This window comes from Gluconacetobacter diazotrophicus PA1 5, assembly GCF_000021325.1.
Taxonomy (GTDB): Bacteria; Pseudomonadota; Alphaproteobacteria; order Acetobacterales; family Acetobacteraceae; genus Gluconacetobacter; species Gluconacetobacter diazotrophicus.
In genome coordinates this window covers 896,758-914,608 of record NC_011365.1, presented here as the reverse complement: position 1 = coordinate 914,608, position 17,851 = coordinate 896,758, and the positions used below count along the sequence as shown (strand labels likewise).

General features: G+C 66.9%; 17 protein-coding genes. 6 read left to right on the top strand and 11 right to left on the bottom strand.

All coding sequences use genetic code 11. The features are described 5' to 3' along the window. Positions 1-23 precede the first annotated feature (23 nt). Together GDIA_RS03945 and GDIA_RS03940 are read left to right on the top strand one after the other, a co-directional pair. Positions 24-2,342 carry a putative bifunctional diguanylate cyclase/phosphodiesterase gene (locus GDIA_RS03945; protein ID WP_012553360.1) on the top strand — a complete coding sequence of 773 codons (2,319 nt, stop codon included), beginning with the start codon at positions 24-26 and terminating at the stop codon, positions 2,340-2,342. Positions 2,343-2,451: 109 nt separating this feature from the next. Continuing rightward, the gene (locus tag GDIA_RS03940; protein WP_144880067.1) at positions 2,452-3,762 is read left to right on the top strand and encodes an MFS transporter; all 1,311 of its coding nucleotides are present in this window, start codon (positions 2,452-2,454) and stop codon (positions 3,760-3,762) included. Here GDIA_RS03940 and GDIA_RS03935 read toward each other — a convergent pair. Continuing rightward, entirely contained in the window at positions 3,738-4,346 is a 609-nt protein-coding gene (locus GDIA_RS03935) for a class I SAM-dependent methyltransferase (RefSeq protein WP_012553358.1), read from the bottom strand. The genes GDIA_RS03940 and GDIA_RS03935 overlap by 25 nt on opposite strands. Further along, positions 4,327-5,436 (bottom strand): glycosyltransferase family 2 protein, encoded by a 1,110-nt coding sequence (locus tag GDIA_RS03930; RefSeq protein ID WP_012553357.1) that lies wholly within the window; start codon positions 5,434-5,436, stop codon positions 4,327-4,329. Before GDIA_RS03930 ends, GDIA_RS03935 begins: the two co-directional genes overlap by 20 nt. Positions 5,437-5,624: 188 nt before the next feature. Between GDIA_RS03930 and GDIA_RS18325 the strand changes: the two genes are divergently transcribed. Next, positions 5,625-5,777 (top strand): DUF3309 family protein, encoded by a 153-nt coding sequence (locus GDIA_RS18325; RefSeq protein WP_012553356.1) that lies wholly within the window; start codon positions 5,625-5,627, stop codon positions 5,775-5,777. An 8-nt stretch (positions 5,778-5,785) separates the two neighbouring features. Here the strand turns inward: GDIA_RS18325 and GDIA_RS03925 are convergent, their stop codons facing one another. Continuing rightward, positions 5,786-6,520, bottom strand: a complete 735-nt coding sequence (locus tag GDIA_RS03925; protein WP_012553355.1) for a PIG-L deacetylase family protein — start codon at positions 6,518-6,520, stop codon at positions 5,786-5,788. Continuing rightward, entirely contained in the window at positions 6,517-7,662 is a 1,146-nt protein-coding gene (locus tag GDIA_RS03920; protein WP_012553354.1) for an acyl-CoA dehydrogenase family protein, read from the bottom strand. The genes GDIA_RS03925 and GDIA_RS03920 overlap by 4 nt, the downstream gene beginning before the upstream one ends. Before the next feature lie 245 nt (positions 7,663-7,907). Between GDIA_RS03920 and GDIA_RS03910 the strand changes: the two genes are divergently transcribed. From GDIA_RS03910 to GDIA_RS03900, 3 genes are all read left to right on the top strand, one after another. Continuing rightward, complete coding sequence (locus GDIA_RS03910; RefSeq protein WP_012553353.1) at positions 7,908-8,213, top strand: con-10 family general stress protein; 306 nt, start codon at positions 7,908-7,910, stop codon at positions 8,211-8,213. A gap of 234 nt (positions 8,214-8,447) precedes the next feature. Further along, a complete protein-coding gene (locus GDIA_RS03905) occupies positions 8,448-9,233 on the top strand; it encodes a hypothetical protein (RefSeq protein WP_012553352.1) in 786 nt (261 codons plus the stop codon). Positions 9,234-9,319: 86 nt separating this feature from the next. Beyond that, positions 9,320-9,628, top strand: coding sequence for a DUF3175 domain-containing protein (locus tag GDIA_RS03900; protein ID WP_012226572.1), 309 nt, complete (start codon positions 9,320-9,322; stop codon positions 9,626-9,628). A 40-nt stretch (positions 9,629-9,668) separates the two neighbouring features. Here GDIA_RS03900 and GDIA_RS03895 read toward each other — a convergent pair whose 3' ends face one another. The 7 genes from GDIA_RS03895 to GDIA_RS03865 all read right to left on the bottom strand — a co-directional run bounded on the left by GDIA_RS03895 (position 9,669) and on the right by GDIA_RS03865 (position 17,789). Next, positions 9,669-9,974 (bottom strand): hypothetical protein, encoded by a 306-nt coding sequence (locus GDIA_RS03895; RefSeq protein ID WP_012553351.1) that lies wholly within the window; start codon positions 9,972-9,974, stop codon positions 9,669-9,671. A 69-nt stretch (positions 9,975-10,043) separates the two neighbouring features. Further along, positions 10,044-10,697 carry a polysaccharide biosynthesis/export family protein gene (locus GDIA_RS03890; protein ID WP_012226570.1) on the bottom strand — a complete coding sequence of 218 codons (654 nt, stop codon included), beginning with the start codon at positions 10,695-10,697 and terminating at the stop codon, positions 10,044-10,046. A 22-nt stretch (positions 10,698-10,719) separates the two neighbouring features. Further along, a complete protein-coding gene (locus tag GDIA_RS03885) occupies positions 10,720-12,045 on the bottom strand; it encodes an outer membrane beta-barrel protein (protein ID WP_012553349.1) in 1,326 nt (441 codons plus the stop codon). A gap of 14 nt (positions 12,046-12,059) precedes the next feature. After that, positions 12,060-13,232: a glycosyltransferase family 4 protein gene (locus GDIA_RS03880; RefSeq protein WP_012553348.1), complete on the bottom strand. Its 1,173-nt coding sequence runs from the start codon at positions 13,230-13,232 to the stop codon at positions 12,060-12,062. 10 nt (positions 13,233-13,242) lie between these two features. Then, positions 13,243-15,492, bottom strand: a complete 2,250-nt coding sequence (locus GDIA_RS03875; protein WP_012553347.1) for a GumC family protein — start codon at positions 15,490-15,492, stop codon at positions 13,243-13,245. Then, a complete protein-coding gene (locus GDIA_RS03870; protein ID WP_012553346.1) occupies positions 15,482-16,300 on the bottom strand; it encodes a WecB/TagA/CpsF family glycosyltransferase in 819 nt (272 codons plus the stop codon). Before GDIA_RS03870 ends, GDIA_RS03875 begins: the two co-directional genes overlap by 11 nt. Beyond that, positions 16,290-17,789: an exopolysaccharide biosynthesis polyprenyl glycosylphosphotransferase gene (locus GDIA_RS03865; protein ID WP_231854108.1), complete on the bottom strand. Its 1,500-nt coding sequence runs from the start codon at positions 17,787-17,789 to the stop codon at positions 16,290-16,292. Before GDIA_RS03865 ends, GDIA_RS03870 begins: the two co-directional genes overlap by 11 nt. Positions 17,790-17,851: the final 62 nt, after the last annotated feature.

Sequence of the window (17,851 nt, the reverse complement as noted above, 5' to 3'; positions counted from 1 at the left end):
ATGAGCGGCGGCGTGAGGACCTGATGAATCCGAAATCGATCTGCGCCGGAATTGCGACGTTCCTGTCGGTGCGCACCGGTAACCCCGAACTGCTGAAGGCGCAATTCGCGGCGCTCTCGCGCCTTATCCCGCTGATGTATTTCATCCTGGTGGCCGATGCCTGGGTCCTGGCCGGGACCTTCATCCATCGGGCGCCGCTGTGGCTGACCCTGTATGCGTCCCTGCTGCTGACCGCCATATGCCTGTCGCGCCTGGTCGTGTGGTGGAAGAAGAGAAACGTCGCGTTGACGGTGGAAACGGCCTTCGCGGAACTGCGACGCGCCAATCGCGTGGCCGCGGCCCTGACGGTGGTCTTTCCGGCCTGGGCATTCGCGCTGTTTTCCTATGGCGACGCGCTGGAACAGAGCCACGTCGCGTTCTTCCTGGTGATTTCCATCCTGGGCACGATGTTCTGCCTGATCCACCTGCGCTCGGCCGCCCTGATCGTCGCCGCTGTCGCCGGGAGCGCCTTCGTGGTCTTCTTCGCTTCGACGGGACAGCCCGTGTTCATCGGCATGGCGGTCAACGTCGTGTTCGTGATCGGGGCCTCGGTGGTCGTGGTGCTGATCCAGAACCGCGACTTCGTCCGCATGGTCAACGCGTCGATCGCGGCACGGTCCAAGGAACAGGCGCAGAACCGGCTGCTGCGCATGATCGACGACATGCCGGTCGCGGTGATGACGGTCGAACCCGATACGCTGAAGATCAATTACGTCAACGAGACCTCGAAACGCCTGGTCCGGCGGATCGAGCACCTGCTGCCGATCAAGGCCGACGACCTGCCGGGCACCTGTATCGACGTCTTTCACAGGCACCCGCAACACCAGCGCCGGATTCTGGGCGACCCCGCGAACCTTCCGCACAATGCCCGCATCAGCCTCGGTCCCGAGGTCATCGACCTGAAGGTTTCCGCCGTCACGGACACGGACGGGACGTATATCGGCCCCATGCTGACCTGGGCGCTCGTGACCAAGGAGGCGGAGTCCGAACGGCGCATCTTCCAGATGGCCCATTACGACATCCTGACCGGGCTTCCGAACCGCATCACGTTCCACGAGGAACTGGACAAGCGCCTGGGCACGCCCGGGAACCGGGTCGGACTGCTGTTCGTGGATCTGGACGGCTTCAAGCTGGTGAATGATACAAGGGGGCATCGGATCGGCGATATCCTGCTCACCCAGGTGGCAAGCCGCCTGCGCGCGACGTGCAACAGCCCGGCGACCGTCGTCGGACGGCTGGGAGGGGACGAGTTCGCCGTCCTCGTTCCGCACGACAACGCGGAAGAGGCCGCGTTGCTGGCCGCGCGTGTCGTCGCCTTCCTGAGCGAGCCCTATGACCTCGATTACGACCGGAGCATCCAGATCACCGCGTCCGTCGGCATCGCCCTGGCGCCGCTCCATGGCGAGGACGGGGAAACGCTGCTGAGCCGGGCGGATATCGCCCTCCATGTGGCCAAGACCGCCGGAAAGGGAGAGTTCCGGATGTTCCAGCCCGAGATGGAGGCCCGCATCCAGGAGCGTATGCGCCTGGAAGCCAGGCTGCAGGCTACGCTGAAAAGCGAGGAGGGGCTGTTCGTCTTCTACCAGCCGATCATCGGCATCGACAGCGGCACCGTGACGGCCCGCGAAGCCCTGGTGCGGTGGTACCATCCCGAGCGCGGCTGGATTTCGCCCGGCGAGTTCGTGCCGGTGGCCGAGCAAAGCGGCCTGATCGACCAGCTCGGCGGTTTCGTGCTGAATACGGCCTGCCGCGACGCGGCCCGCTGGACCGATGGCGCGCGCGTCGCGGTGAATATTTCCGCCAGCCAGATCGGCAAGGGAACGCTCGTCCCGTCCATCCTCGCAGCCCTGGAGGCCTCCGGCCTGCCGCCCGAGCGGCTGGAAATCGAGGTGACCGAAACGGCCCTTCTCTACGACGAACGGGATACGACCGCCGAACTGCAGCAATTGCGGAACCTGGGCGTCCGGGTGGCGCTCGACGATTTCGGGACGGGCTATTCCTCGCTGGCCCATCTGCGGGCCTTCCCGTTCGACAAGATCAAGATCGACGGCTCGTTCGTGCGCGATGCCGTCGACCGGCCCGACTGCGCCGCCGTGGTTCAGGTGGTGGCCAGCCTGGGCAAGCGTCTGGGCGTGACCACGGTTGCCGAGGGTGTCGAAACCCAGGCCCATCTCGACCGGGTCCGCGAGGAAGGCTGCACCGAGGTCCAGGGCTACCTTTTCGGCCGGCCCAAGCCGGACGAACGGGACGCCCCGCTGGTCGAGGAACTGAACCGGCGGGCGCGCGAAGCCGCGACGGCCTGACCCGGACGATCCCGCGCCAGAAAGACGAGGAACCTCCGCTGTCGGTTGAACCGTTATGCCCGATATCGTCCCCATTCCGGGGGCCGGGTGTATGGGTTCTTCCACGGAGATGCATGTGACGCAGCAGCCCGGTCCGACCGATGCCGATCGTGGCCGGCGCTTTTGGCAGACACGCAATTTCATCCTGTTTTTCGTTGCCACCAGTGCCTCGACGCTGGGATCGGCCATGGTATCGGTCGCGTTGACGTTCGCGGTGCTGTCGCACGGGCATTCGGCATCGATCCTGGGCCTGGTCCTGGCCGCGCAGGCGGCCCCGGTCGTGGTGCTGATGGTTCCGGCGGGGGCGATCGCGGACCGGTGGGTGCGGCGGTCCCTGATGGTGGGCGCGGACCTGCTGCGCTGTGCCAGCCAGGGTCTGACCGCGATCCTGATGGCGGGTGCCCATCCCTCGGTCGCCGTGCTGATCGGCCTGGTCACGCTGGTCGGGGTCGGCAACGCATTCTACGGCCCTGCGGAAAGCGGCCTGATTCCGGTTCTGGCGCGGCCCGAGGATCTGCGCCGCGTCAACAGCCTGCTCAGTCTTTCCGGCTCGATCACCGCGATACTGGGGCCGTCGCTGGGCGGCATGCTGGTTGCGATCGGCAGCGCACCGATCGCGATCGGCTGCGACGCGGTGACCTATGCCATCAGCGCCATCTGCCTGACGGCGATAAGTACCCTGCGCCCGGCGCGCCGGGCGACCGCACCGTTCCAGACCCAGTTGCTGGCCGGCCTGCGCGAGTTCCATCAGCGGCGATGGCTGATCCTTATGACGGCGCAATACGGGTTCCTGAATCTGGCGGCGTTCGCGCCGTTCCTGATCCTCGGCCCCGTCTCACTGGCCCATGTGGTGCGTGGCGCCCAGTCCTGGGGCATCATTTCCTCGGCCATCGGCATCGGCGGCATTTTCGGTGGGGGCGTCAGCCTGTTCTGGCATGTTTCCCGTCCGTTGGTGCTTTATGAAACGGCGGCTGCCGTCCTGGTGATTCCGCTGGTCCTGCTGGCCGCGCAGGCGTCGGTTCCCTACCTGGCCCTGGGCGGCGTCGCCTTTGGCGCGGGGATCGTGATCCTGAACCTGGTCGCGCAGACCACCATTCAACGGCAGGTGCCCGAGGAGGCGTTATCGCGGATCAACGCCCTGTTCGGCCTGGTCGCGCAAGGCCTGACACCGCTGAGCTACGCCATGTGCGGCTTCCTGGCCCGTGCGGTCGGCATAAAGCCTGTTCTGGCGGCCAGCAGCGTCGTGGTCGGGGTCAGCGTCGTGGTCCTGCTGATGCGCAGGGAAACCTGGGACCTGCGGGATGCGCCGGCCGTCGCCGACGGCCGAAGTCAGGATAAGGGGGGCAGGACAAGGGGTCAGGATAACCGGTCCAGCCGGTAGCCGTCATGGTACGCGGTGACGGTCACGGCCAGCCCCCGGTCGCGGCAGCGCGCGACGAAGAGGGCGGCGGCGTCATCGCCGCCGCACGGCGTATCGGTCGGCCCCGTCCAGTTGGCCAGCACGATCGGACCGCCGGGCCGCCGCACGGCGAGAACCCGGTCCGCCAGGCGGCGGATGTCGGCCGGCGAGAGGAAATAGAGCAGCTCCGATATCACCACCAGATCGCAGGAGCCCGGACGCAGGGCCGGAAATTCCGCCGGCAGGAAGGCGCGGTGAAAGGTGATCCGGTTGCAGTCCGCGCAATGGCGTCGGGCGTGGTCCAGGGCCGTGGCGGCCGTGTCCACCGCGACCAGGCGGTCGCATCGTGCGGCAAGGGCGCGGCTCATGATCCCGATCGCGCACCCCAGTTCCAGCGCCAGCCCGAACGGGCCGCGTCCCACATGATCGAGCGTCGTGGCGTATTTCCGCCGCTCGTAGGCCGATGTCGTCACGCGCCAGGGGTCGGGATCGGCCCGGTACAGATCCTCGAACAGGGCCGTGGGCCAGGTTTCGACCATCGCCGGCTTACGCGACCGAACGTCCATGCCCCATCCCCATGACAAGATCGTCTATCATGGCCTGCGCCATGGCGTGTTGCTCGGCCAGATCGCATCGCAGCACCCGCCGCCGGTGCAGCGACGGGCTGCATCGTTCCAGGCTTTCCCATGCCGCGCCGAAGGTGTGCCCGGCCAAGGGGCGTGCCAGGGCATCGGCCGGAATGCGCAGCATGTCCGCAAGCTGCCGCGCCGTATCGGCACGGTCCCGGCCGCATACCGACAGGTCGCGCAGCCTGCGCAGGGCCGCCCGGGCCATGGCACGGCGCAGGCAGTCCGCCGCCGGTTCCAGCGCGTCGTCCAGTCGGCTGTCCTGGCGGATCACGCGCCGGGCCATCGTATCCGCCATACCGCCCCTTGCGCGGCCCGCCAGGCGGCCGGAAACGGTGACGGTCACGCCGGGGGCGTGGCGGATCGGCGCGTCGATCCGGCGCAGGGCCGCCATGAAGCCGCGATCCTCGCCCAGCGGCTGGGGCGGAATGCCGCCCGCCCGGCGCCAGGCCCGCGCCGTGACGGCGATGCTGGCACCCGAATGTTCGGTATGACGCGGCCAGGGATCATGGGGGTCGGGATCGAGCAGGTGATAGAGCCTGTCCAGCAGGGTGCCGTAGGCGATTTCCTCGGCCTCCTGCCGGTGAAGGTACGCCGGTATGGCGCGTGCCTCCTCGGGGTCGATCTCGGCGCGGCCGCAGACGACATCCACACCGGTATCGAAGGCCGCGAAGGTCTGGCTGATCCAGTCCGGGGCGACGACCCCGTCGGCATCCGTCGTCAGCAGGATGCCGTCCGGCCCCGCGATGCGGCCCGCGATCTCCATGGCTTCCCGCCGCGCGGTGCCGACATGGGCGACGGCCGGGGAAAAGATGCGATGGGCGACGGTCAATCCGAAGGGCAGCACGGGGGCCAGGTCGTCCACGCGCGCCGCCGTCCGGTCCGTGCAGTTGTTCAGAAGCAGGACGACATGATCGACGGTCCGCCCCGTCTGCGTGGCCAGGCCGTACAGGCAGGGTGCGATGCGGTCCTCTTCGTCCCGAACCGGTATCGCCACGACGACGGGGCAAGCAGCCGACGCGCTGGACACGGCAGGCTCCGCATTCGATCGACCCCTCATGCCATCATAACACGGGGCGGGGCAGGGGGTTGCGCCGTGCCCGTGGCGGGACCGGCATCCTTTTTCGGCACGATGCGTTTGAATCTGTCGGGCAGACTGTCCTGCGGATGGTTCCGTCCTGCCTTGCGCCATCATCTGCCGTATCGGAGGACGATTCAATGAGACTGATATTACTTGTGATTGTCGTATTGTTGCTGATCGGGGCCCTGCCGACATGGCCATATAGCGGCGGGTGGGGATACTATCCGGCGGGCGGCCTGGGGCTGATCCTGCTGATCCTCGTGATTCTGGCCGTCATGGGCAATATCTGACCCTGCCCCTACAGGTCCGGCGTCAGGAATGTCTCGAAGGCGGTCTCGAACGCCGACAGAAGGTCCGGGGGCAATTGAAAGCCCTGCGGATCGTCGGTGATCAGACCGCCGTACTGGCTGCGATGGGCAAGGATGGCCTGTCGCTTGGCATCGCGATAGGCGCTGATGTCCAGGCGCATTCCGGTGGCCTCCGTGCAGTCCAGCTCGGTATCCGGGGCGATGGTCCAGCCCCATACCGGATAGGCCAGCAGCGCGATGCCCAGGCGCCGGTGCAGGGCTACGCCCATTTTCCAGGTGGCTTCATGATCGCAATGCGGGTCGTGGCGCCACGGGGCCAGGATCGTCGTGCAGCCCTGCCGCCGCGCGATGTCGGCCAGGCGGTCCAGCGCGGCGTCGAAGGCGGGCCCGTCATGGGGGGCCGCCGCGTCCGGCAGGCCGAGAAAGGTCAACCATTCCGCATCCAGCCCCAGTCGCCGCGCGGCCTCCGTGGCCTCGGCCTCGCGCAGGCGTTTCAGGCGCGGCGCGGGCCATGCGCGGGATGCGGGATGCGAGGCGGCGCCGTCGGTGATGATGACGACGGCCGGCGGCCGGCCGGCGGCACAGCACGCGGCGATCAGGCCGCCGCAGCCCAGGCTTTCGTCATCGGGATGCGGTGCCAGGATCAGCGCCCGGCCCGGCACGATGTCCGCCAGTTTCCTGACAGGCAGGCCGCGGAATGCGTGCTGCAGGCGGCCGGCCTTCATGACGGATATCCGGGTTCCGTGCTTTCGGGTTGTGGCGGGTCGCGGTCCGTGAACCATCCGGCTGCGTCGACCAGCGTCTCGTCGGGGGCCGGTTGCCGCAGATAGGTTGCCAGGTCGCGCAGGACGCGCTCGACGGGATTGGTCTGCACGAAAGCCGACAGCCCCAGGCCGCGCTGCACCCGTTCGATGATGTGCAGGGCCGCGTGTTCCACGGCCAGGCGCGCCAGGTTGACCGTCTGCGCGACGTCGCCGGGGTCCATGTCCGGCTCGCCGGCGGCCAGTGCCGCGCGGCGCGTCCAGAAGAAGGCGGTTTCGCGGGCTATCAGGGCTTCGCCGATGCGGGTCCGCTGATGCGGATCGCCGTCGCGGGACCGGGCCACGAGCTGCTGCCGCAACAGGTCCACCAGCCGGTCCATCCCGCCCAGCGCCACGGCCATGCCGCGCCACGCACCGGCGGAAAATTCGGGCTGTCGCAGATAGTCGCCGGCCTGCCCGATCAGCGATGCGGTGGATAGCGTCAGGCCGTCAAGGTCGCACCGGCCGGTTTCGGCGCCCCGCATGCCCGTCAGGCCGCCGATGGACGACACGGCCCGCCGGTCCGCGCCCAACGGGACCAGGATCATGCGGGATACCCCTTCCGGGTCGGTCGCGGTGATCAGCGGGTGGGTGACATGCAGCGCGCCGGAGGTGAAGGATTTTCCGCCCGTCAGGCTGACCCGGTCCCGGTCCACGGTCATGCGGACGGGGACCGGCCCGTCGGACGTCCATACGCCCAGCAGTGCGCCGGCATGGATGGCGGTGGCCAGGCGCCGCGTCTGTTCCGGTCCGCCATACCGCGTGACCAGCCGGACGGCATTCACGTGGCCCTCCAGCAGCCGGCCCAGGGCCAGGCTGGCCCGTCCGGTCAGGCGCAGCAGATGCAGCAGGGCCGGTTCGCCCCCTGCCTCGGTCCCCCACCCCCGTCCACCGGACGACCGGGGCAGCGGCAGGGCCGTCACGCCGAGGCGCGCCAGGGTCGCCATTCCTTCGCCGGGGAACGCGGCGGCCGGGTCGTTGGCCGATGCTTCGGCCTCCAGACAGTCCAGGACGGCTTCCAGGCGGGAGAAGGAAAATGTCGGTTCGCTGATCAAGCCTTCGTGCATGGGGACCCCTCCGGGCGTCGGCGCCCTGGCGGGCCGGGACGAGTTGCCTGTCATGGAACCGCTTTTTGCGGTTCCGGTTCCGGACCAGCAATCGAATCCGGCGCAGGAACTCATGCCCCGACACGTCGTTGACTCCATCCCGGACTGGTCGGTCCGGGACATTTTCCTCGTGAAAAATCCTGATAGGAATTGAGGAAAGACAGAGATCTGCCGATATCGAGGCGATCTCCTGGAGGACCGAAATCATGGCTTACATCATCAAGGCAATCGAAGGCGAACTCGCCTTCGTCCTGGCGCAGGCTGACAAAAGCGGTGGCAGCGGCGCCAAGCACAATCCCGGCAACTTTGCCAATAATCCCCAAAAAGCGTCCGAGGCAGGACACAAGGGCGGCCAGCACAGTTCGGGAAGTTCCGCACGCGAGTCGGACAAATCGTCCGAGACCGGACATAAGGGCGGAACCCAGCACAATGCGGGAAATTTCGCCGAAGATCCGGAACGGGCGGCGGAAGCCGGCCGGAAGGGTGGGCAGCACAGCCACGGCAAGACCTGACATCCGGCAAGGGCGGGACCAAAAGGGTCCCGCCCGCGCGTTAATCTCGCGTACTGGTGATCTCGCAAGGAACCCTTCCGATGGCGTCAAGTTACCGTCGCCCGGCGTCAAGGGGATTACCAAATGGGCAGGACACATTTCCCAGGCCGGGGATTCGGAACATTCTGGCATGGAATGGCTCTATCGGGTCTCGAAAGGGCATGCCTTGCTTCGTTCGCGTCCCGAGGCCATGACGTGACGCTGTTTTCCTTCGGACCCCTTGCCGATCTTCCGGATGGAGTCAGGAACGCCGGCGCCCAATCGATCGTATCGCCTGAACTGTCCTCGCGTTTCTATTATGACGGTGCGCCGCATATGGGACATTTTTCGGATATTTTTCGCTACCGCATGATGAAGACGGGCTTGGCCTGGGTCGACATGGACGTCCTGATGATGTCGGACGACAAGATATTCGACAAGCCGGCCATCGTTCCGCTGGAGGACGACAGGACCATCAACGGTGCGATTCTTTATATCGAAAATGTTCCGATATTGAGACATCTTATAGATGAAACGATGAAGAGCATGGACCGGACGCTGAGATGGGGAGAAACTGGTCCATTGCTTCTGACGCGCATTCTGTTCGAGCAGATGAACCCGTCGGGGTTCACGGACATGGCCGTGTTCTATCCCATTCCCCATTACGATATCTACAAGGTATTGCTGCCGGAATTCCGGGACGAATGCGCCGAGGCCTGCCGGGACGCCATCACGATCCATTTGTTCAATAATGCCATCGTCAGGATGGGATATTGGAAAGACATGGCGCCCCCCATAGGGTCGTTCCTGCATGAAAAGCTGGGAGAAGGCGACCTTCTGAGGTATTTCGACGAGACCTATCCCGTGCAGGTCATGAGGAATATGCTGGATAATTTCCGGCTTCGCATGAGCGGGCAGGCGCTCGGCATCAAGAGCATTGTCCGGGAATTCGTGCCGAGCCTGATGCGGACGTACAGGCATTATCATCCGAAACAAAATTGAGGGGCTGTTTCCGAAGCGCCGCTTGCGGCGATCCCGCGGCGTTTTGAAACAGCCGCTGAGCACCGATCGGCGGAGGGAGACGGGCGATGCGCGGAAAACGGACGAAGAAGCGGGATGCCGGCGGACAACGCTGGTCGGCCGACGTCAACCGGACGAGCGATGCGCTGGACCTGGAGCCGGATATCTTCACATCCGGCGATCCGCATCATATCGCGGAATCCCTGAAACATTCGGCCGAGGCCAGCACCCGTCGCAAGACAGACCCATTTCGCTCGGCCATGTCCATGCTGGTCTTCTACATCAACCGGGCGGGCAGGGCGCTTCCAGCGCCGCGCCGCCGGATCCTGGAACGCGCGAAGGACGAATTGCGCCGGGTCTTCGGGCGGCCATCCTGACTGCCCGAAGACCATCCCGGACGGGCGTCAGCCTCTCGTCTCAATGTGTCTCATGCCGGCGGCGGGTTTCGGCGGCTTTCTGTGCAGAAGCCGACCGGGCCGAGTCCGAGCGGCTGGCCGACGCGGCGCCGCCGGTCCGTCCGCCCTTGCGTGACGGTTCATGCGAGACCGCATGCCCGCGTCCCGAGCCGCTCTTCTTGCCGCCGCCGGTTTTCTTGTTCACGGTCGCCCAGGCCCGGCGTTCGGCTTCCTTTTCGCCGATGCCGCGATCCTCGTAGCCTTCGGCGATATGGTCGGCCTGTCGCTTCTGCTTGTCGGTATAGGTGGATTTGTCCCCGCGTGGCATGGCACATGCTCCCTGCTTGAGCGGCCCGTCCGTCCGACGTTGCGTCTTGCGGCGAGATTGCAAGGGGTCTTAGAAATACCGTTCATAGATTGTGATGACGTCGCCGGGCTGCAGCATGGAATCGCGCTTCACCCGTCCCTCGACCGCATGGCCCCCCGGGTCGCTGCGCACGTCGCCCGCGTAATCGGTGATCGCGCGATAGGTGTATCCGCCGGCGAGCGCCACGGCGCTGAGGGTGGTCATGCCGGGCATGTAGGGATACTGGCCCGGATGCGCGACTTCGCCCAGCACAAAGATGGGACGATACTGTACGATCTCGACCGACACGCTGGGGTGCGTCAGGATGCCGCTGCTGCTCAGCCGCCCTGCGATCGTGGACGCCAGGTCATGCGTCGTCAGCCCGGCGGCGGCGACCGAGCCGATCAGCGGAAAGGCGATCTGCCCGTTATCCCCAACGGTAAACGTATTGCTGAGCTGCAGGTCGTTATAGGTCAGGACCCGCAACTGGTCGCCCGCCCCCAGGCGATAGGCCGTGCTGGCCGGCGGCGGCAGCGGGGCCAGGTCGCTGCCCGGGGCACAGCCGCCCAGGACGGACAGCGCCACCACCAGCATTCCGGCACCCAGACGTGTGCGATGGGGCCGTGCGCGATGGGGGTGCGCGCGACGGCGGATCGCGGGGCGGCAGTCCGTGTGGGGCGGGCGGTGCGTCGGCGCGGTCATCATTATCCTCCGGTCATGGCACGGGTCATTCGGCGAAGCTGACCCCGAGTGCGATATAATTGCTGGCGAAAGTCGATCTCTGGTCGGCAAAGAGCGGGTCGGGCGCAGCACCCCCGTGGGCGTAGTCGTTGACGTGGCTGTAGGACAGGCTGGCCGTGACCGTGCGGTTGACCTTCCAGTTCGCGGAAACGCCGAACTTGAACAGGGTCTGCGTGCGGGACCGGGTTCCCTGGACGGTCTGCCCGGTCTGGCTCATGCCGCCCTCGGCATAGCCGCGCAGGAAGATATTCCGCCGCAATTCGTGATCGACCTGGATGCGCCCGTCCGTCACCGTCTGGTTGCGCGCGAAGGGCGAGGCAGGGTCCAGGATCCGGCGATAGAAGAAGACACTGACCGTATCCAGCCGCGTCGGCGTCCAGATCGTATCGATCTCGAAGGTGGGGGTGGTGACGGACGGTGCCGCGCTGCGGGTGAAATGGCGCGTCTCGCCCCCCGCCAGCAGCCGGTAGCGGACGGGCGAATCCGTATTCAGGTCCAGGCCCGCGAAGGCCGCGCCATCGACGTAGTCGTTGGGGGTGCCGCCCGGGGTCGTGACGAATTGCGCCGTCGATCCGCGCAGGATCATGACCGCCGCATTGCCGGTGGATATTTCGAAGCGCGAGGTCAGCGATCCGGTCTCCAGCCGATGGCTCAGGCTGTCGTAGTTGGTATCGAATCCCCCGCCCGTGGCCCGGCCGAATGAATAGTTCTCGAAGATCGCGGACGGAATCAGGCTGAATCGGCCGAACAGCTTGGTATAGGTCAGGCGCACATCGTCGGCGGCGTAGGGCACCGGGCGCGATACGCCGAAATTGCCCAGGTCCATCGACGACAGGTGCATCAGGTAATGCGTATATCCCAGCGACAGCGTGTCGTTTCCCAGGTTCAGCAACCCGCCCGCCCCGGTCGCCCAGTTTGTGTAGTTGGCGACCGGGATCTGGGGAAAGCGGCGGTCGCTGACGTTGGCGAAGATGCCCAGCGCGTGGCGGGACCAGTTCGAATTGATCTTCAGGCCGCCATCCATCTCGAATTCCGCGCTCTGGGTATGCGGGGTGGCCAGCGTATTGGTGTTGTACCCGGCGTTGAGCGCGGCGGATGGACGCACGATGAAGCTGCCCAGTGGAATTCCCGTCGGCTGCTGGCCCAGCAACTGGCGCATGACGACGGAATCGGCCTGGTCGGACGATGCGTAGCCCGGCAGGTCCGATGGGAAATATTGCGCGATCAACTGGGCCCGGGCCGGATGGCTTCCTGCCGCCATCGTCGCCATCGCCAGCGTGGCCAGTACCGCCGGACGGCGGGAGGAGCGCATATACAAGCGGGCTTTCAGGACAGGGAGCCCCCTTGCGCCGTGTCCAGCGAGATCGGGGGGGCTGGATTCTTGCCGGCGGACATCAGCACCGTCCCGTACATGTCGGTATAGCGGCGGGCGACATCGTTCCAGTCATAATGGGCTGACTCCCTGATCGCGTGCGTGCGCAGGCTGCGCAGTGCCTCGTCGCCGCGCGCATGAAGCGCCAGCATCTCCTCTGCCAGCCCGTCCACGTCATCGGCCGGCCGGATGATGCCCATGCCGGTCTGCCCGACCAGGCGGCGGAAGGGGACGATATCGCTCAGCACCGGGATCAGTCCCGCCGACAGCGCCTCGACCGCCGCCAGGCCGAAACCTTCGTGCCGGGACAGGCACCCGTAATAACTCGCCTGACTGAAAAGGGTTTTCAGTTCGTCGTCGGACGGCGCGATGACGAAGCGCACCGCATCGGCCACGCCGGCGGCGCGGGCGGCGGCGGCCAGGTCGGCCTCCGACTGGTCGGCGGGGCGGCCGGCCACGATCAGCCGCCAGTCCCCGCCGCCCGCGCGCAGGCGCGCCAGCAGCGGAAACAGCAGGTCGATCTGCTTGTGACGCGCGAACCGGCCGAAGCTGACGATCGTCCGGGTGGGATCGACGGCGGCGGCGGCGCGGAATTTTCGCTGGTCGATGCCGTTCTCGATCGTCAGCAGGCGCGTGCCCGCGATGGGCTCGAACATCCGCGCGTCGCTGTGGCTGCATGCCACGATCCGGGCATAGGCGTGAAGGGACGCGCGGGTCACGGTCCGGAACCACATCGTCTTGATCGCGCGTAGCGCGCTGGTATGGAAGAACCCGCCATGGGTCGAGGCCACCAGCGTGCGCCCGTGCAGCCAGCGTGTCGCGGCCAGGAAATCGAAAAAGAAATCGATGGCGTGCACATGCACGATCGTGGCGTCACCCAGGTGGCGCAGCACGCCGGGGGCCAGCGGATAGCGGGTGGACCCGCGCCAGGCGATACGGCGGACCGGCACGCCCTGCACGATGTCGGTCGCGGGCAGCCGGTCCGGGGCGCCGAACACCCGGTCCAGGGTCAGGACCGTGGCGTCGATCCCCAGCAGGTCGCGCTGGATGCGTGCAAGGTTCAGGACTGAATCTTCCAGGCCGCCGACCGACGGGTTGAACTGGCGGACGATATGCAGGACTTTCAATGTGCGTCCCTCAGGAATCGTAATTCAGGGCGATGCGTCGCGTCGTTTCGCCGCGATAATGCGCGCCGGGGAACGCCGAGGCCGAGGCCTCGGCCATCGACACCACGACGCCCGAAACCTGCGCCCCGTAGGACCGCAGCCGCTCGATCGACGACAGGACAGCGCTGCGCGAGGTCCGCAGCCAGCGGCAGACGAAGACGGTCTGGTCCGCGACGGCGCCGTAGACCAGCCCGTCGGGCATGTTCTGCAGTGGCGGGCTGTCGATGATGATCAGGTTGTACGACCGGCTGATATCCTTCAGCAGGGTGCGCAGGCGCGCGATTTCCGCCGTGTCGAACGAAAGCATGCAGGGCGCGCCGGCCGAGATGAAATCGACGCCGGTTTCCGCGTCGTGACGCACCACGTCCGTGACCGACGCCGCGCCGGACAGCAGTTCGGTCAGCCCATGGGGGACGGGCGTGCCGCCGCGGCGGGTTCCCTCGCGATGGTCGCCGTCGATGACCAGGACGGGCTGGCCGCCGGTGCGGGCCAGCACCGCCAGCCAGTAGGCCAGCGAACTCTTGCCGTCGCCGCCCGAAGCCGAGGCGACGGTGATGACCCGCCCCCGCCCGGTCAGGGGGGCGGACAGTGACAATTGCGCCAGAAGGCTGCGTACCGCCTCGCTGGCCGGCGAGAAGGGGGCATCGAGCACGTGGCTGCGGACCGCGCGCCCGTTGCGCGCCGGAATGCGGGGAATGGCGGTCAGCAGCGGCAGGCCGATCGCGGCGCGCAACTGTTCGATTTCCCCGAAACCGGGCGAGAGCAGGTCGCGCAGGAACACCGAGCCCGCCGCCGCCACCACCGACAGGACGATCACGCCCATCAGCAGCTTCTTGCGATTGGGGAAGGTGGGCGCGTCCGGGGCCGTGGCGTGCGAGACGAAGGCGACCGGCGCCTGCAGCAGCGCCACCCGGTCGACCATTTCCTTCGACCGGCCCAGGAAGGCCTCGTACACGTCGCGCGCGCTCTGCGCCTCCTGGTCCAGCATGCGGTATTCGGCCTGCGGCGAGCCCTGGATGCTGGCTTCCTGGCGCAACTGGTCCAGATTGCGGCTCAGTTGCGCGACCTCGGCCCGCGCGGACACCACGTCCTCGTTGATCGAGGCCAGGGCGGCCTGGGTCTCGGTGGCCAGGCTGGCGCGGGTTGCCGCGATCTGCTGGTCCAGGCCCGCCAGGTCGGGGTGATGCGGCCCCATGGCGGCGGCCTTCTGGGTCCGGGTGCTTTCCAGTTGCGCCAGCGTATTGGCGGTGGCCACCAGGATCGGCTGCTGGGTCAGCGCGACCAGGGCGCGGCTTTCGCCCCGCGCGCTGGCGCGGGCCAGGGCGTCGGCCCGGGCCTCGGCGGCGGCCAGGCGGTTCTGCGCCTGCGTCAGGCCGATGGCGGTTTCCGACATCTGCCGGTCGATCAGCGGGCCGTTGCCCGATCCGTCGCCGGTATTGGACAATTTGTGCGCGGCGTTGAACGTGCTGGCCTTGGTCGCGGCCTCCAGCCAGCGCTGGCGCAACTGCCCCGTCCGCCCGTCGACCCAACCCGCCGTGCGGTTCAGGTCGGCGCGCTGCCGGTCCAGGGCGATCTGCTGGTATGCGGTCACGAACATATTGGCCAGGTCGGCCGCGCGCTGTCCGTCGGCGGCGTTGACGCTGATGTTGATGATGCGCGAATGGACGCCCGGCACCACCGTGACGGCGGCCAGAAGCTGGTCCACCTGCGCCTGCCGTGCGTCCTCGGGGCTGATGGGTTTCGCCGGCGCGCACAGCAGGTGGGCGTGGGTACACAGGGCCGCGCGCAGGCTGAAGCCCGGCGGCGCGGGCGGCGGCGGCAGGGCGCGCAGCACGGCCTCGGCCACGTCGCGCGACTGCAGCATGCCGGCCTGCGTCGCCAGTTCGTCATCGTCCAGCCGGTCGTTCGGCTGGGCGTTCTGGTTGACCGGGTCGGTGCTGGCGGGCGACACGACGACGGTCGCGGTGGCCATGTAGGTGCGTTTCAGCATCAGCGTCGCGCCGCTGCCCGCCAGGAACGTCCCCGCGCCCACGGCAAGGAACAGCGTGCGATAGCGACGGATCAGCCGCATGCCATGCAGAAGAATGGCCCGGCCGTCGCGCGGTGGAATCATCGTCGGCAGGGGGTCGCCCATGCTGACGTCGTGGAAGGGAGCATGGTTCATGTCGGCATCGCTCATGGCAGGCACCGGCCGGGGCCAGGTGTCGGTTCTAGCGGTCATCGCGCGGGCTCCGTTCGGGGCTGATCTTCCAGCGCAGGACGTGAAACCCGAAGATCGGCAGGCCGATCAGATAACGACGCCACAGTCGTTTCGGTTCGCGCGATAATCTGACAAGCCATTCCAGTCCCAGGTTGGCCACCCAGCGTGGCGGCCGGCGGACCCGTCCGGCGGCATGATCGACCAGCGCGCCCGCCGTGATGGCGACCGTGGGCGCCAGGCGGTCCCAATTGTCGTACAGCCATCGTTCCTGCCGCGGCATGCCCATGTTGACCAGCAGCAGGTTCGGGCGCGCTGCGTTGATCTGCCGGACGATCTCCTCCGATTCGGCCGAGCCGGGGCGCGCGTCGAAAAACCCGTCGCGTACTCCGGCCGTACGCACGCCGTAACGCTGTTCGTAGGCGCGCGCGGCGGCTTCGGCCACGGACTGCTCGCCCCCCAGCCAGAACAGCGAGGCATCGGGGCCCAGGGCCTCCAGCACCGGTCCGATCCATTCCGGAGGGGTGGTGCGATGGGGACGCCGCCCGATCAGGAACAGCGACGCCAGTTGCACCCCCGCGCCGTCGCAGAAGGTGATGTCGGCGCGGTCGAACAGGTCGCGCAGCCAGTGCTGGCGCTGTGACAGCACGATGCAGTGCGCGTTGGCGTTCACGATCAGCATCTTCGCATGGCGGCGGGTGGCCTGGATGACCTGCCCGGCCAGGTCCTGGCGAGGAATGTCCAGCAGGCGCAGCCCCATTACGCGCAGTTCGTCGGCCTGCGTCGGGGTGAGGGGGGCAGGGGCGAAGGGAGCGATGGCGTCAGAAGGCATGACGGCTGAAGACCTCTCGCACCACGGTCAGCATCAGGATCTTCAGATCGAAGCGCAGCGACCATCTCTGCATGTATTCCAGGTCCAGTTCGACGCGGCGGCGCAGATCGTCCAGCGTGACCAACTGGCCGCGCGCGCCGTTGACCTGCGCCCATCCGGTAATGCCGGGCTTGACCTGGTGGCGGATGACATATTCCGCCAGCGCATCGTCTAGCAGCATGCCGGCCGCGCGGGTGTGCGGCGCGTGCGGGCGGGGACCGACCAGCGACATCTCGCCGCGAAGAACGTTCAGCAATTGCGGCAGCTCGTCGATGCTCAGCTTGCGCAGCCACTTGCCGATGGGGGTCACGCGCGGATCGTCCCGCGCGGTCTGGCGCGCGGCCATCATGTCCGACTTGTCGGTGAACATCGTGCGGAACTTGAAGACCATGAAGGTCCGGTTGTTGAACCCCAGGCGCGGCTGCCGGAAGAAGACGGGACCGGGCGAGGTCGCCTTGATCGTGATCGCGACCGCCGCCATCAGCGGCGCGAGCATCACCAGGGCGATTGCGCCCAGGAAGACGTCCAGGACCGTCTTCTTGACGATCTGCCAGTCCGACAGCGGGCGACGCTGAAGGACCAGCAGCGCGAACGGCCCCAGCCGTTCGATCGGCAGCAGGACGTCGATGCCATGCACGATATTGGGCAGCACATAGACGTCCGCCAGAACGCTGCGCAGCCGCCAGTTGATTTCGGCTACATGGTCGATCGGATCGGTACTGGGGGGAATGGCCAGAATGATCGCATGCAGCGGGGTTTCGCGGCTGCGCTCGATCAGGTCGTCCAGCGTGCCGGTGGTGGCGGTGGGGTCCAGCGCGGTGTCATGGTCGTCGAATACGCCGATCATGCGATAGGTCGATCCGGCCTCCTCCCCGATGCGGGCGGCCAGCCTGATGGCGGCGTCGTCGCTGCCGACGACGGCCACGTTGCGTGCCAGCTGGTTTGCGATTGCCGGCCGGGACAGCAGCACCGTTTCGGTTCCGCGCACCACCGCCAGCACGCCGGTCGAAAAAGCCAGCCACGTCAGCGCCAGTTCGAACGACGGCACGATGGGATGATGCAGCATGTACAGGACGATGACGTGCAGCAGCGCCCCGGCCAGAAGCGGCGGCGTCAGATAGCGGACCTGTGCCGAAAAATCCTGTACCGTAGGGACATGAAGCAAACGGCGGTTCTTGGGGAGCATCAGGAACCCCAGCGCCGACATCAGGTCCGCCAGCGGCTGCGCCACCCGCCAGTCCTGGTGGATGATCGCCGGTTCGACGGAGGCGCCGATGAACGTGGCGGCCAGAATCGCCAGGGTATCTACGCTGGTTATCATCCCGGCCAGAACGGAATGATAATAAGGATAGGTCCCGGGTTCGGCGATCCTGGCCGAAGGCGTCTTGTATGTGATCGGATCGGTCGAAAGACCGATCGAATCCTGCAACTGGCCATACCACTCGCTCATGCGAAGATCTCCATCGGGCAAGCGCTCACTGTCGACCGTTTTACCGTTTCGAAATGTTATGA